We start from the raw sequence: 14115 nt of genomic DNA on the forward strand, positions 1-14115 counted from the left end.
ACCCATGAGCGATCAGGAATTCATGGACCAACAGGAGATCAGTGATGATCAGAAGATCCGGGACGAGCAGGTAGCCCTGGAGAACAAACCCGTTCGAAAAGCCAGCAGGTACCAGTTAAAATTCCGTGGGACGGAATGCCTGAACTGCGGACATCCCCTGGACCTGAGCGATCGTTTTTGCCCTCAGTGCGGACAAGCCAACAGCGTAAAAAAACTCGGGATGAAGGACTTTGTGGAAGAGTTCTTCGGAAGTATCATCGACTACGATTCCCGCTTGATACGTACCATGTCGGCCCTGGTGTTACGGCCCGGACGCATTACCCTCGACTATGTAAAGGGAAGGCGGATCTCCTACACGAATCCCTTTCGATTCCTCCTGAGCTTAGCGGTGATTTACTTCCTCTTACTGAGTATTGGCGGCGACTTCGGGGAATTGGATCGTTTGAACCTCGACGATAAGGTCAGTACGGCCGAGAGCGATTTTACCTTTACCCTGGAGAACACCGATAATTTGCCGGAAGAGATTCCTGCAGAGGCGCGAGCCGTGATGGATTCCCTGGGCCGCAAGGATTCTTTGAACCTGATCCAGCAATACGCCGCGGAGCAACGCCGGAAGGATTCCCTTTTAATCGCCAATCCCAAGGCCTATTTTGACCAGGTCGAAGGGGGAATGCTCGGCAGGTTGAGCACCAAGGCAAAGGCATTCTATAATCTGACGCACAAAGACACCATCTATACCTTCGAAGAAGCCACCGAAAAATACAAGCTGGAAGATACGGGAGAAAACAAGGTGAGCTTTGGCCTGGCGAAGTCCCTGACACGTGCCCTGAAGCAGCCGGGGAACTTTCTGGACGATCTCATCGCGAAGCTACCTTTTGCCACCTTCTTCTTTTTACCGGTATTCGCAGTCTTTGTTTATCTGGTGTACATCAGGAAAAACTATACCTACACCGATAATCTGGTCTTTTGTTTCCACAATCAGGCGCTCTTCTTTATCTTGCTGATCGTCAGTTTTTTGATCGACAGTATTTTCGGGATTGACTCAGCCTGGTTCTTCCTTTTGGCCTTTTGTATTTACCTGTACAAAGCCATGAGGAATTTTTATAAACAGGGGAGGTTTAAAACAATCTTAAAATACCTGTTTCTCAATACTGTTTTTGTTATTTTAGCATGGGTATCCGCAATTACCCTGTTATTAGCCAGCGTATTTACGTATTAGGTATGATTACACAAGTTACCAAAGGGATAAAAATCTCGGTCGATACCAGCTTCGAAGGCACCTTCTTCAAGAATTACAAGATGCACTTCGCATTTGGCTATACAATCACGATCGAGAACCAGAGTAAGGACTCTGTGCAGCTTACTTCGCGGCACTGGAGGATTTACGATGCCCTGAACGACATGGAGCTTCTCGACGGCGAAGGCGTTATCGGTAAAAAGCCGGTAATCCGCCCTGGGGAAACACATACCTATAGCTCAGGATGTCTGTTGGCCTCCCCTATCGGAGCCATGAAAGGCCATTATAATATGGTTAACTTCAGTTCTACGGAACAGTTTCGCGTTTATGTACCTACCTTCAAACTCAGTGCTCCCTTCGCACTGAACTAGTCTAAATCGCCGACGCGACTGACCCGGATTCCTTCCGCTTAATTCCTTTTTTTTGGGCCTGCCCTTTTCGTACCTTTGTGGCCCAAACGAAAACAAGAAACAGCGATCATGGCTAACGGATTTTTCAATGTCCCCCCGGCCTTTAATGAGCCGGTCAAAAGCTACGCCCCGGGTTCTCCCGAACGCGAAGCAGTACAACAACAATACAAAGCATATTACAACGGTCAGGCCGATATCCCCATGTGGATTGGAGGCGAAGAGGTGCGCACGGGTAACACCCGGGATATCGCTCCTCCGCATGATCACCAGCACAAGGTGGGTCAGTATCATTTGGCCGGGAAAGCCGAGGCCGAAAAAGCCATTTCAACTGCTTTGGAGGCACGAGACTCATGGGCTGCCCTTCCGTGGGAGGAGCGCGCTGCAGTTTTCCTCAAAGCCGCTGAACTGATTGCCGGACCGTACCGGGCCCGTATCAATGCTGCAACCATGATGGCCCAATCCAAAACCATCCACCAGGCCGAGATCGACGCGGCTTGTGAATTGATTGATTTCCTGCGCTTCAATGTGGAATTCATGGCAGGGATCTACAAAGACCAGCCAGAATCTGCCGAAGGGATCTGGAACCGTGTGGAATACCGTGCATTGGAAGGCTTTGTATACGCCATTACCCCGTTTAACTTCACCGCTATTGCCGGGAACCTTCCTGCATCTGCTGCGCTTATGGGAAATGCAGTGGTCTGGAAACCGAGCGACCATCAGGTGTTTTCAGCTCAGGTAATCGTCGAGGTATTCCGCGAAGCAGGTTTACCAGGCGGCGTAATCAATACAGTATTTGGCGATCCTGTTATGATCACCAACACGGTGTTGGAACATCCTGATTTCTCCGGTTTACACTTTACAGGAAGTACTCAGGTATTCAAGAACCTCTGGAAACAAATCGGGACCAATATCGAGCGCTATAAAACCTATCCGCGCATCGTTGGGGAAACCGGAGGAAAAGATTTCATCATTGCCCACCCGACAGCCCCGGTTGCTCAGGTGGCTACCGCCATTACTCGCGGCGCCTTTGAATTGCAAGGACAGAAATGTAGTGCCGCGTCACGTGTTTACCTGCCGAAAAGCACTGCGAATGCCATCCTGGATCGCGTGAAGGCAGATATTGCCTCTTTCAACAAGCCCGGTTCTCCGGAAGACATGAGCAACTTTGTCACTGCAGTAATCCACGAGGGAGCTTTTGACAAACTGGCCTCTTATATCGACAGGGCAAAAGCCGATGCGGATGCCGAAATTTTTGCTGGCGGTGGATATGACAAGTCTGTCGGATACTTTATTGAACCGACTGTAATCCTGACCACAGACCCACACTACGTAACTATGGAAACGGAACTTTTTGGTCCGGTGGTAACGGTATATGTCTATGAGGATGACCAATGGGAAGCTACGCTGAAGTTAGTCGATGAAACCTCGGAGTATGCCCTTACAGGAGCCGTGCTCTCAGGAGATCGCTACGCGATTGCCCAGGCTACCCGAGCCCTTGAGAATTGTGCCGGTAACTTCTATGTGAACGACAAGCCAACAGGTGCCGTAGTAGGACAGCAACCCTTTGGAGGAGCCAGGGCTTCAGGAACCAACGATAAGGCTGGTTCAGCTCAGAACCTGCTGCGCTGGGTGAGCCCGAGACTGATCAAGGAAACCTTTGTAAGTCCGGAGGATTACCGCTATCCCTTTTTAGGATAAGGCAGGTACACCACCTTCTTTGTTTCGAAGAACGGATTGTCAAATTCCTCGTTCAATGGGTAAATTTTAGCCTGGGGATATGGGGCCAGTTCTTCGGTGAGGTCGCCCCCTTTAAGATAGAGGATGCCACCCTGGCCATCCGGAGCAGGAGCCTTAATGCGATCCTTGACCCAGTGTACAAAGGTCGGCATGGCAGCCACCGCCCGACTGACCACGTAGTCAAATTTCCGGTCCATATCCTCGGCACGGATGTGGTGCGCTTCGGCATTGGTAAGTCCAAGGCCCTGGATTACGTCCTGGACCACACGGATTTTTTTCCCAATGGCATCGACCAGTGTAAAATGGACTTCTGGAAAGCATATGGCCAAGGGTATTCCCGGGAAGCCACCACCTGTTCCTACGTCCAGAATTTGCGCCCCGGCTTTGAATTGCCAAACGCGCGCAATCCCAAGGGAATGCAGTACATGGCGCAGATATAGTTCCTCTACATCCTTGCGGCTGACCACATTGATTTTGGAATTCCAATCCTGGTAAAGCGGGCCCAATTTTTCGAATTGCCGTTTTTGACTATCGGTCAATCCCGGGAAGTGATCGAAGACTATTTGAGGATTCATCCTTATCTTTGTAAAGAGTGCACAAAAGTACTACTAATTTCAGGGGGACAACCTTTAACATCCCTCAAGTATTAATGACACGAATTTCTACGTTCTAATTCTGGAACAAGTTTACACAAACATGGAACATTCCACTATTCGCTTTTCAAGAACAGAATCTGCCCAATTTTTCAGAACCCTCAATAAAAGGGTTAATGCATACTTCAAGGAGAACGGAATCAAAAAAACAGGTAACTGGAAACTCTACCTGAAGTCTGCTGTAATGCTCTCCCTCTTTTTTGCTCCCTATTTCCTGATCCTTACCCTGGGATTGCCGAACTGGGCCAACTTACTGCTAACGATCCTCATGGGTGTTGGTATGGCCGGGGTTGGTATGAACGTAATGCACGATGGAAACCACGGGACCTTCTCCTCCAAAAAATGGGTGAATAAACTCATGGGAGGAAGTATCTACATCCTCGCTGGCAACGTGTATAACTGGCAGGTACAGCATAATGTCCTGCACCATACCTACACGAATATCCACGAGCACGACGAAGATCTCGAGGCGGGCCGGATCATGCGTTTTTCAAAACATTCCAAATGGCGTCGTTTCCACAGGTTCCAGCACTATTATTCTATTTTCCTCTATGGGCTGCTGACCTTTAATTGGGCCATTACTACAGACTTTCAACAGATGTATCGCTACACCAAGAGAAAGTTGTCTTACGGGAAGTTTCCGAATCCTATCGTGAACTGGAGCGTGCTGGTCATTACCAAAATCATCTATGCCTTTATCTGGATCATTATCCCCATGCTTGTCCTGGACATCGCCTGGTATAAAGTATTGCTCGGGTTCTTTATCATGCATTACACGGCCGGAGTTATCCTCAGTGTGGTATTCCAGTTGGCCCATGTGGTTGACCATGCCGATATGCCCTTACCGGAAAAAGACGGTACCATGAAAAATAGCTGGGCCATCCACCAGCTCAAGACAACCGTTAATTTCGGTACAAAAAACCGGATTGTGAACTGGTTTACCGGCGGGTTGAACCATCAGGTAGAGCACCACATCTTCCCCAATATTTCGCATATCCACTACACAAAAATTGCCAAAATTGTGAAACAGACTGCCCGGGAATTTAATTTGCCGTACAACGAGTACAAAACTACCCGGAAAGCTATACTTTCGCACTTCAGACATCTCAAGGAGCTGGGTCAAAAACCCACCCTTCAAATGCAATAATCAGGCAAACCGACATGAAGGAACACTTATCTGACCGGATCAATGCAATGGCAACTTCGGCCACCCTGGCTATGGCCGCCAAGGCGCGGGAACTCCGCGGTGCAGGAAAAGACATTATTGGCTTAAGTCTGGGGGAACCCGACTTCAATATTCCTGATTTTATCAAGGAAGCCGCCAAAGAAGCCGTAGATCAGAACTACAGCAGCTATTCGCCCGTCGATGGGTATCAGGACCTGAAAGCCGCCATAAGCCGGAAATTTAAGCGGGATAACAAGCTCGACTACGGCCTGGATCAAATTGTGGTATCGACCGGTGCCAAACAATCCCTGGCCAACGTAGCCATGGTAATGCTCAACAAAGGCGATGAAGTAATCTTGCCGGCGCCATTCTGGGTTAGCTACAGCGATATCGTAAAGCTCGCGGAAGGGGTTCCTGTGGAAGTCCCTACCAGTATCGAGACCGATTTCAAAATGACGCCTGAGCAGTTGCGTAAGGCGATTACCCCCAAAACCAAAATGCTTTGGTTTTCTTCCCCCTGCAATCCCAGTGGATCGGTCTACAGCCAGGAGGAATTAGAAGGGCTGGTGGAAGTGCTAAAGGAACATCCGAATATCTACGTGGTTTCCGACGAAATCTACGAGCATATCAATTTTCGGGGAGGCCATGTCAGTATTGCTGCGATCGACGGCATGTACGACCGCACGGTTACCGTAAACGGGGTATCCAAGGCCTATGCAATGACGGGATGGCGAATCGGTTTTATCGGCGCACCGGCATGGATTGCAAAAGCCTGTACAAAATTCCAGGGACAAATTACCAGTGGTGCAAACGCCATTGGCCAGCGCGCAACCATTGCTGCCCTGGATGCTCCTCTGGAAAAAATTGCGTTCATGATCGAAAAGTTCCACCAGCGCCGGGACCTCATCCTGGGTCTGTTGGGGGAAATTCCCGGCTTCCGGCTCAATGTCCCTGAGGGCGCTTTTTATGTGTTCCCGGATATTTCAGACTATTTCGGCAAGACCATCAAGGGGACGACGATCGCAAATGCTTCTGATTTTGCACTATTCCTACTGGAAGAAGCTAATGTCGCCACCGTAACCGGGGAAGCTTTTGGGAACCCCAATTGTATCCGGATAAGTTATGCGGCTTCCGAGGATGAAATCAAAGAGGCTGTAGCGCGGATCAAGAAGGCGCTATCCTAGGTTCTTTTCCAGAAAGCTGGGGTCAGGAGGATCAGTACCGTAAAAAGTTCAAGGCGTCCGGCCAGCATTAAAAAGCCACACCACCATTTCGCAAGATCGGGCAGGCCACTGAAGTTATTCAGCGGGCTCAACGAACCAAATGCCGGTCCCACATTGCCGAGGGCAGAGGCGGCCCCTCCAATGGCGGATACGAAATCCAAGCCGAGAATCCCCAGTACAAAGGCCCCGATAATGAACAACAACATGTAGAGCACGAAAAAGGCGATGATGTTGTAAACGATGTGTTCGCTAACCGTTTTGTTGTTAAAACGCACCGGGATAATCGCACTGGGATGCAGGGTGCGTTTGAACTCCAGCAGACCATTCTTAATGATCAGGATATGGCGCATGACCTTGATTCCCCCTGAAGTGGATCCCGCGGATCCTCCGGCAAACATGAGTCCAAAGAAAAACACGGTCAGAAAGGGGGTCCAGGCCGTGAAATCGGCCGTTACGAAACCAGTGGTAGTTACGACAGCCAGTACCTGAAATAACCCGTGGCGAAAAGCACTTTCCGCTTCGCCCCAGACTTGCGGATGATACTCGGAAACCGGGACGTCGGCTCGGAAAAAAACGACAAGTGCCACCAGGATGGTGAACAGGAGAATAAAAATCCGGTAGAACTTAAACTCCTCGTCCCGCAATACTTTCTGAACCTTCCCCTTGAACGCAAAGTAACTCACCACAAAGTTGGTCCCCGCAAGAAACATAAACAGGATAATGATATACTGAATCAGCGGTTTATCCGACCAATACGCTATGCTGGCGTTCTTGGTGGAAAACCCCCCGGTGGAAAGCGTGGATAAAGCGTGGTTTATGGCATCGAAGAAGGACATGCCCGCGAGCTTGAGCAGGATGGTCTCCGCTACGGTATACCCCAGGTAAATAAACCATAGGCGCTTGGCCGTATCGGTGATCCGCGGGTGTAATTTATCCCCACCCGGGCCGGGTGCTTCGGCCGCAAAGAGCTGCATTCCCCCGATACCTAGGAGCGGTAATATGGCGATAGCCAGCACGATTATCCCCATACCCCCAATCCAATGCGTCAGACTACGCCAGAATAGCACACCTTCCGGAAGGGCCTCGATATCATTAAGGATAGAAGCTCCTGTAGTAGTGTACCCGGATATGGTTTCAAAAAAAGCATCAGTAACTGAAGGAATGGAATCCGTAAAGAGGTACGGCAACACCCCGGAAGCCGACATCACCAGCCAGCCAAAAGTCACGATAATATAGCCTTCCCTGCGCTTGACCTCTTTTTTGTGGCCACGGGTAAAATACATCGCCACAGTCCCGGCAAAAAGCGTAGTAATCGCCGCCAGGGCTATCTGGTAGGTAACTCCATCCGCATAGATCCCGCTGATCAGGGCCGCCAGTAACATGAACCCCCCATTAAAGAGGAGCAAGAGCCCCATCAGGTGAATAATGATGCGGGAGTTCAGACCCATCTAGATGAAAAGTTTTTCCACTTTGGAAATGGCGCTTGGCAAACAACAAACCACTACCCTATCGCCTTCAGCGATGCGGAAGTCTCCCAGGGCAATGATTCCCTTTCCTTCGCGGATAACGCCGCCGATAATCGCTGCGCGAGGAAAATCGAGTTCCTTGATCAACACCCCGTTTACCTCGGAAGAGCCCTTCACTACAAACTCCAGGATCTCGGCATTGAGGTTGTTCAGGCGGGTCAGGGCAACCACTTCCCCCTTGCGAATGTGCCGGAATATATTGTTGGCCGCCAACAGCTTCTTATTGATAAGCGTATCGACTCCAATAGAGTGGGAAAGCTGGAAGTAATCCATGTTTTCGACCAGGGCAATGGTCTTTTTGATGTGTTTGGATTTCGCTACCAAACAGGACATGATATTGGTTTCGGAATTCCCGGTTACTGCGATAAACGCATCCATGGAATCCAGGGATTCTTCCTCCAGCAATTCCACATTGCGGCAGTCCCCATTGATGACCAGGGCGTTGGGCAGCAAGTCGGCTACCTCAAAAGCCTTGATCTTATCCTTTTCTATGAGTTTGACATTGAATTTCTTATCGCAGAGATCCCGCGCCGCCTTAACACCTACCTTACTTCCGCCGAGGATCATGATATTGCGAATCTCCTCCTTCTTCTTTCCCGTTAGCTTGTAGAGCTCGTCTACCCCTTTGCGGTCGGTGATAAAGTACACCTGATCTTCCTCCATAAATTCGGTATCACCGCGGGGGATTAAGGTGTATTGGGTTCCACGCCGCTGCAAAGCAATGGGCATAAAATGCAACTCCGGGAATATCCGGGCGGCTTCTTTAACCATTTTACCTACAAAAGGAGCCCCTTTCGGCAAGCTAACCCCAACCATGATCAGGAGGCCTTCCTCGAACTCATAGGTGTCGTTGAAGGCAGACTGGTTAAGCAGCAACTGAATTTCCGAAGCTGCCAGTTCTTCCGGTGAGATAAGTTCATCGATCCCAAGTTCATTGAATTCGATTTCGTCTTTATACTCCACGAACTCTGTGTTGGAAATCCTGGCAATCGTTCGCCTGGACCCCAACTGCTTGGCAAGCATGCAAAGGGTAATATTTGTGGTTTCCGAGGAGGTTACCCCGATAACCAGATCCGCGCCTTCTACCTGGGCGTCGCGAAGGACAGATATACTGGTGGCATCCCCTTTCAAAACCCGTATATCCAAGTGGCTTTCGGCATAGGCAAGGCTTTCCTTCCGGGTATCGATTAAGGTGATGTCCTGAGATTCGTAAGAGAGTAGTTTAGCCAGGTGGAATCCAACCTCTCCGGCTCCGGCAATGATGATCTTCATTCAGTGGTGCATTGAATCCGGGAAAAGTAAAGCCCGGATTACGTCTTTTGCGCAGTGCAAAATTACGAAATTTCCAATTCTTACCGCTTTACAAGTCGTATCTTTGCACCCGTAAATACGGATGGTCCCCGTTACGCTAGAAAACACCTATGTCAAAACCAGTAGTCCCATATAAAGATTCCAAGCTCGGCAAGAAGCAGCAGGTACGCCAGATGTTCGATAACATCTCGGGTCGCTATGACGGGCTCAACCGAATTATCACCTTTGGAATAGACCAGAAATGGAGGAGGCGACTGGTTCGTTTGGTGGGTAAAACCAAGCCAAAAAGCGTTCTGGATATCGCTACGGGAACCGGAGACCTGGCCCTTGCCCTTACCCAAACAGGCGCTGATCGTATCGTAGGACTCGACCTGGCACCGGGCATGCTGGAAGTTGGCCGCAAAAAAGTCTCCGAAAAGAATCTGGACGCGCGCATTGAAATGGTACTTGGCGACAGCGAAGCCCTCGAGTTTCCCGACGCTAGTTTTGACGCTGCAACCGTGGCCTTCGGGGTACGGAATTTCGAGGATCTCGAAAAGGGATTAGCTGAAATTTACCGGGTACTTAAACCTGGTGGATTCCTGGCAATCCTGGAGACTTCAGTCCCCAGCAAACAACCCATGAAATTGGGCTATCGCATATATTCCAAGTACATACTCCCCCTAATGGGCAAACTCTTTTCACGGGAGGCTAGCGCATACCACTATCTTTCCGAGTCCGCAGCTGCCTTCCCAAGTGGGGAGAACTTCAACAATATTTTGGGCAAAATCGGGTTTATAGGTATGAAACATCGACCCCAAACCTTCGGTGTTGCTGCGATTTACACCGCCACAAAATAGGGCATGAAGCACATCCTGACTTTTTTCCTGGCACTGGTCTGCCTTAGCGCCAGCCAGGCTCAATTTAAAAAAGACCCCATCCTCAATTTGCAGAATGAGGACAAGCGCCTGTTGAATTGGGGCTATTACCTGGGCTTTAATTCCTTCGACTTTAAATTCGAATACCGCAACGACTTGCCTATCGTGGAGGTGGAAACCAACCTGGGGTTTAATGTAGGCCTGATCGGGGAATTGCGATTGAACGAGTTTTTAGATGTGCGTTTCGAACCCGGCCTGTTCTACAGCAAACGATTACTGACATTCCCCAGCGCTCCTATGGACGACCAACTGCGGGAAGTAAATTCCACCTACATCAGTTTTCCATTGCTTTTAAAAATGAGTGCCAGACGCTTCGGCAACTGGAAGCCCTTTGTGATTGCAGGAGGAAGCACGGCGATTAATCTGGGAGCCAATGAAGCCTCCTTAGACGACAACAGCAGTGGTAATTTCAGGATGAAACAGCAGGTCTACGCCTATGAATTGGGCTTTGGAATTGACTTTTACCTGGAATACTTCAAATTCTCCCCGTCGATCCGGGGCGTCTTTACCCTCAACAATGAGCTGGTGCCAGACGTGGATCCAGCCAGTCCCTGGACCGGAAACATCGAAGCGATGCGTACCCGGGGTATCTTCGTGAATTTTACTTTCGAATAACGCTACCGACGCAGCTCGTAGAGCAGTATACCGGCAGCCATAGCCACGTTGAGGCTTTCCGCCTTTCCGTGGGAGGGTATGGCAACTGTTGCCGAGAGGTGCTCTCGTACCTGAGCCGACACGCCGTGGGATTCACTTCCCATTACCAGTATTCCTTCTTTCCCGAAGGCTAATCCAGGGGCAGCTTCCCCCTCCATACTGGCCCCTATTGCTGGCAGGCCACAGGTGCGAAGGAACTCAGGTAATTCCACAGCATGCACGCGTACCCGCGCCAGGGATCCCATGGCAGCCTGGACCACTTTTGGATTATACGCCTCCACAGTATCCTGACTACATAATAATTGCGGGATTCCAAACCAATCGCAAAGTCGAATCAAGGTGCCTAAATTACCGGGATCCCGCACCCCATCCAGGGCCAGGGACCAGCCTTCAAGAACAGGCTTCCCGATATCCGGTACCGGGAAAACCCCTAAAACTTCATTGGGTTGCACCAGAGTACTGATTTTGTCCAACTCCGTCGGGGTAATTGCCTGTGCGTCCGGATAATTTTCAGGATTCACGCTATACAACATGCGGGGTTGCCAGCCTGCTTCGAGGAACTCCCCAACGACCTTGGGACCTTCGGCCAAAAACAAGCCCTCCTGATTTCGGTACTTTTTTTGATGTAAGCGCTTTATAAATTTTAATTCGCTTTTGGCAACCATCCAAATAATGTAATTTTGGTTTTTATGAAGGTCAGGGTACCTGTTGTCTTTCGCTCCCCAAAAATAGGGCTTATTCTACTGGGGGCCAGCATTTGGTCTTGCAATACCCTCAAGCGCGTTGCCCCCGACCAGCAATTGCTCACCCAATACAAGATTTTTACCGACAGTACCGAGGTACGGGATCCTCAGGTCCGCGATCTGGTCTTGCAACGGCCCAATGCCAAAATTGCGGGTATCCCCTTGCGCCTCCATCTGTATAATATGGCCAAGCAGGACGCCGATTCCTCCTTTCAGGCCTGGCTTTACGCCAAAGAAGGCCGGAAGGACCGTTGGGAAAAGCTGCTTTCCAGGAAACAGGTAGAGCGCATGGGCGAATCCTTCCTGGTCAGTGGATACAGCCGTTGGCTGAAACGCATCGGAGAACCCCCAGCCGTTATCGATACCAGCATTACTGAAAAGTCCTTGCAGCGCCTCCAGGCGTACTACTACAATAGGGGATATTTTAATCAGGAAGCGGATTTTGAGGTAAACCCGACCAGTGATCGACGTGCGGAAGTCCTTTATCGCCTGAAATTGGGGGAACCCTACCGGATCGACTCCCTGAGTTGGCGGATTTCTTCGGCCGATGTGGACTCCATTTACCGGGAGTATCAGGATGCTTCCCGGGTCAAGGCCGGCAAGCAGTACGATCTGGTGGATTTTACTTCGGAACGGGAACGCCTGACCCAGCTATTCCGCAATCGCGGTATCTGGAATTTCCAGGAAAGCTCGGTCAATTTTGACATCCTGAGGGATACCACCAGTCGCCAGGATCAGTCCATGATGGTAGAATTGGTTATCGACGACCAGAGGCGCCGTGGCGATAGTGTCATCAGCACCCAGCCCTATCGGGTTCGGCGGATGGGAGATATCAACGTATTTGCCGACTACGACGTGCTCAGCGGGGAACAAGGCCTAAAAGTTGTGCGGGAAGGGGATCTCACCATCTTTTACCGGGACAAGCTTAAATATAAACCGCGCACCCTGGCCAATACCATAGCCATGCGCCGGGATAGTGTATACCGGGATATTGATCGCCTGCGGACCTATAGGCAGATCACCAACCTGAATACCTTCCGTTATCCCAACATTGAACTGATCGAATCCGGGGATGATTACCTGGACGCCAACATTTATCTCTCCGCACGTCCCAAAAACTCCCTGGGGGTGGATTTTGATCTTACGCATTCTAACATCCAGCGTATCGGTGTCGGATTGGGGGTTTCGCTAATTACCCGGAATGTCTTTGGCGGGGCCGAGACGTTGAGCCTGTCGGGCAGGGGCAGTTTCGGGTTGCTTAGCGACGATATTCAGGGTGAAGATTTTTTCTCTGAATTCGGTGGTGACATCAACCTTAATTTTCCGCGGATCTGGTTAATGCCCTTTGTAAACAACAAGAACATTATTCCCTACTACATGCAACCGCAAACGCGGGTATCCCTGGGGGCAAACTTCCAGAAGAACATTGGGCTGGACAAACAAACCTTCAACAATATCCTGGGCTATAGCTGGTCCCCCGACGACACCAAGAACAACCAGTTGGAGTTGCTTAATGTGGAGTTCGTGCGCAATGTAAACATAGACCGGTTCTACGATGTGTACCAGAGTACCTACCAGCGCCTGGACGATGTGGCCGATGACTTCGAAGATAATCCTGCCGTAGCTGGCTTTTATGAGCCGGACCCTGACAATCCCGATGAACTCGTGCTGACCATTCCTGAGGGCACTGCAGGCTTTACCGAAGAAGTTCTTGTTAACGGTTTGGTACCTACCAATTCGGATACCTATGCAGAGGTATTCCGAATCGAGGAGCGCCGGCAGCGTCTGACGGAAAATAACCTGATTTTTGCCTCAAATTTTACCCATACCAAGAACACCAAAACCGACATCAACGACAATAGTTTTTACCAGCTGCGTTGGAAGTTGGAAAGTGCGGGAGGGCTGCTTTCGGCCATTTCGAGTATTTTCCCTTTTGAAGAAAACGATCAGGGTCAAAACCTGGTTTTTAACGTCCCCTATTCCCAATATGTCAAAGGGGAAATCGACTATATCCGCCACTGGTCCCTGAGCCAGGACAACACCCTGGCCTTCCATTCGTTTGTTGGCCTGGCCGTTCCCTTTGGCAATGCAGATAACATCCCTTTTGTCCGTTCTTATTTTGCAGGGGGATCCAACGATAACCGCGCCTGGTTTCCCTATTCACTGGGGCCCGGCAGTACCCGGAACCTCAACGACTTTAACGAAGCAAACTTCAAAATTGCCCTGAACCTGGAATATCGCTTCCCCGTAGTAGGCGACCTGAAAGGCGCTATTTTCTCCGATTTGGGGAATATCTGGAACCTTTGGGACAACGAGGAAGATCCTGCAGCGACCTTCAGCGGCTTCGATTCCCTGCAAGACATTGCCCTGGGTACGGGCTTTGGTCTGCGGTACGATTTTACCTATTTTGTTTTTCGCGCTGATTTGGGATTCAAGACGTACGATCCGTCCAAACCTTTGGCGAATCGCTGGTTCAGTGAGTATAACTTTGCCAATTCCGTACTTCAGATCGGAATTAATTATCCGTTTTAAGCGGTAT

The 14115-nt window shown here is 50.0% G+C and carries 12 protein-coding genes; 8 read left to right on the forward strand and 4 right to left on the reverse strand.

Annotation, left to right across the window (positions count from 1 at the left end; all coding sequences use genetic code 11):
• Positions 1-4: 4 nt before the first annotated feature.
• The 3 genes from BM318_RS02120 to pruA all read left to right on the forward strand — a co-directional run bounded on the left by BM318_RS02120 (position 5) and on the right by pruA (position 3345).
• Positions 5-1219 (forward strand): DUF3667 domain-containing protein, encoded by a 1215-nt coding sequence (locus BM318_RS02120; RefSeq protein ID WP_245759716.1) that lies wholly within the window; start codon positions 5-7, stop codon positions 1217-1219.
• 2 nt (positions 1220-1221) lie between these two features.
• Positions 1222-1608, forward strand: a complete 387-nt coding sequence (apaG, locus tag BM318_RS02125) for a Co2+/Mg2+ efflux protein ApaG (protein ID WP_092980280.1) — start codon at positions 1222-1224, stop codon at positions 1606-1608.
• A 108-nt stretch (positions 1609-1716) separates the two neighbouring features.
• Positions 1717-3345: an L-glutamate gamma-semialdehyde dehydrogenase gene (gene pruA / locus BM318_RS02130; RefSeq protein WP_092980281.1), complete on the forward strand. Its 1629-nt coding sequence runs from the start codon at positions 1717-1719 to the stop codon at positions 3343-3345.
• Here the strand turns inward: pruA and rsmG are convergent.
• Positions 3327-3959: a 16S rRNA (guanine(527)-N(7))-methyltransferase RsmG gene (rsmG, locus tag BM318_RS02135; protein WP_092980283.1), complete on the reverse strand. Its 633-nt coding sequence runs from the start codon at positions 3957-3959 to the stop codon at positions 3327-3329. The genes pruA and rsmG overlap by 19 nt on opposite strands.
• Positions 3960-4080: 121 nt before the next feature.
• On the opposite strand from rsmG, the gene BM318_RS02140 reads away from it, so the two are divergent.
• Both BM318_RS02140 and BM318_RS02145 read left to right on the forward strand, forming a co-directional pair.
• Complete coding sequence (locus BM318_RS02140) at positions 4081-5184, forward strand: fatty acid desaturase family protein (protein WP_092980284.1); 1104 nt, start codon at positions 4081-4083, stop codon at positions 5182-5184.
• A gap of 14 nt (positions 5185-5198) precedes the next feature.
• On the forward strand, positions 5199-6386 hold the full coding sequence (locus BM318_RS02145; RefSeq protein ID WP_092980286.1) for a pyridoxal phosphate-dependent aminotransferase: 1188 nt from the start codon (positions 5199-5201) through the stop codon (positions 6384-6386).
• On the opposite strand, the gene BM318_RS02150 is transcribed toward BM318_RS02145, so the two are convergent.
• Both BM318_RS02150 and trkA read right to left on the reverse strand, forming a co-directional pair.
• Positions 6383-7873, reverse strand: coding sequence for a TrkH family potassium uptake protein (locus tag BM318_RS02150; protein WP_092980287.1), 1491 nt, complete (start codon positions 7871-7873; stop codon positions 6383-6385). The two genes, BM318_RS02145 and BM318_RS02150, sit on opposite strands and share 4 nt — an antisense overlap.
• A complete protein-coding gene (gene trkA, locus BM318_RS02155) occupies positions 7874-9223 on the reverse strand; it encodes a Trk system potassium transporter TrkA (protein ID WP_092980289.1) in 1350 nt (449 codons plus the stop codon).
• Positions 9224-9372: 149 nt separating this feature from the next.
• On the opposite strand from trkA, the gene ubiE reads away from it, so the two are divergent.
• Together ubiE and porT are read left to right on the forward strand one after the other, a co-directional pair.
• The gene (gene ubiE, locus BM318_RS02160) at positions 9373-10101 is read left to right on the forward strand and encodes a bifunctional demethylmenaquinone methyltransferase/2-methoxy-6-polyprenyl-1,4-benzoquinol methylase UbiE (protein WP_092980292.1); all 729 of its coding nucleotides are present in this window, start codon (positions 9373-9375) and stop codon (positions 10099-10101) included.
• 3 nt (positions 10102-10104) lie between these two features.
• On the forward strand, positions 10105-10794 hold the full coding sequence (gene porT / locus BM318_RS02165; RefSeq protein WP_092980294.1) for a type IX secretion/gliding motility protein PorT/SprT: 690 nt from the start codon (positions 10105-10107) through the stop codon (positions 10792-10794).
• 2 nt (positions 10795-10796) lie between these two features.
• On the opposite strand, the gene BM318_RS02170 is transcribed toward porT, so the two are convergent.
• The gene (locus BM318_RS02170; RefSeq protein ID WP_092980297.1) at positions 10797-11498 is read right to left on the reverse strand and encodes a TrmH family RNA methyltransferase; all 702 of its coding nucleotides are present in this window, start codon (positions 11496-11498) and stop codon (positions 10797-10799) included.
• A gap of 24 nt (positions 11499-11522) precedes the next feature.
• Here BM318_RS02170 and tamL point away from each other — a divergent pair, with 24 nt between their 5' ends.
• Positions 11523-14108 carry a translocation and assembly module lipoprotein TamL gene (tamL, locus tag BM318_RS02175; RefSeq protein WP_092980299.1) on the forward strand — a complete coding sequence of 862 codons (2586 nt, stop codon included), beginning with the start codon at positions 11523-11525 and terminating at the stop codon, positions 14106-14108.
• The last annotated feature ends 7 nt before the right edge of the window (positions 14109-14115 follow it).

Origin of the sequence: Robiginitalea myxolifaciens (assembly GCF_900115205.1) — a bacterium.
GTDB lineage: Bacteria > Bacteroidota > Bacteroidia > Flavobacteriales > Flavobacteriaceae > Robiginitalea > Robiginitalea myxolifaciens.

Coding starts and splice junctions, on each gene's coding strand:
- BM318_RS02120 (WP_245759716.1), top strand. CDS start 5: ATGAGCGATCAGGAATTCATGGACCAACAGGAGATCAGTGATGATCAG.
- apaG (WP_092980280.1), top strand. CDS start 1,222: ATGATTACACAAGTTACCAAAGGGATAAAAATCTCGGTCGATACCAGC.
- pruA (WP_092980281.1), top strand. CDS start 1,717: ATGGCTAACGGATTTTTCAATGTCCCCCCGGCCTTTAATGAGCCGGTC.
- rsmG (WP_092980283.1), bottom strand. CDS start 3,959: ATGAATCCTCAAATAGTCTTCGATCACTTCCCGGGATTGACCGATAGT.
- BM318_RS02140 (WP_092980284.1), top strand. CDS start 4,081: ATGGAACATTCCACTATTCGCTTTTCAAGAACAGAATCTGCCCAATTT.
- BM318_RS02145 (WP_092980286.1), top strand. CDS start 5,199: ATGAAGGAACACTTATCTGACCGGATCAATGCAATGGCAACTTCGGCC.
- BM318_RS02150 (WP_092980287.1), bottom strand. CDS start 7,873: ATGGGTCTGAACTCCCGCATCATTATTCACCTGATGGGGCTCTTGCTC.
- trkA (WP_092980289.1), bottom strand. CDS start 9,223: ATGAAGATCATCATTGCCGGAGCCGGAGAGGTTGGATTCCACCTGGCT.
- ubiE (WP_092980292.1), top strand. CDS start 9,373: ATGTCAAAACCAGTAGTCCCATATAAAGATTCCAAGCTCGGCAAGAAG.
- porT (WP_092980294.1), top strand. CDS start 10,105: ATGAAGCACATCCTGACTTTTTTCCTGGCACTGGTCTGCCTTAGCGCC.
- BM318_RS02170 (WP_092980297.1), bottom strand. CDS start 11,498: ATGGTTGCCAAAAGCGAATTAAAATTTATAAAGCGCTTACATCAAAAA.
- tamL (WP_092980299.1), top strand. CDS start 11,523: ATGAAGGTCAGGGTACCTGTTGTCTTTCGCTCCCCAAAAATAGGGCTT.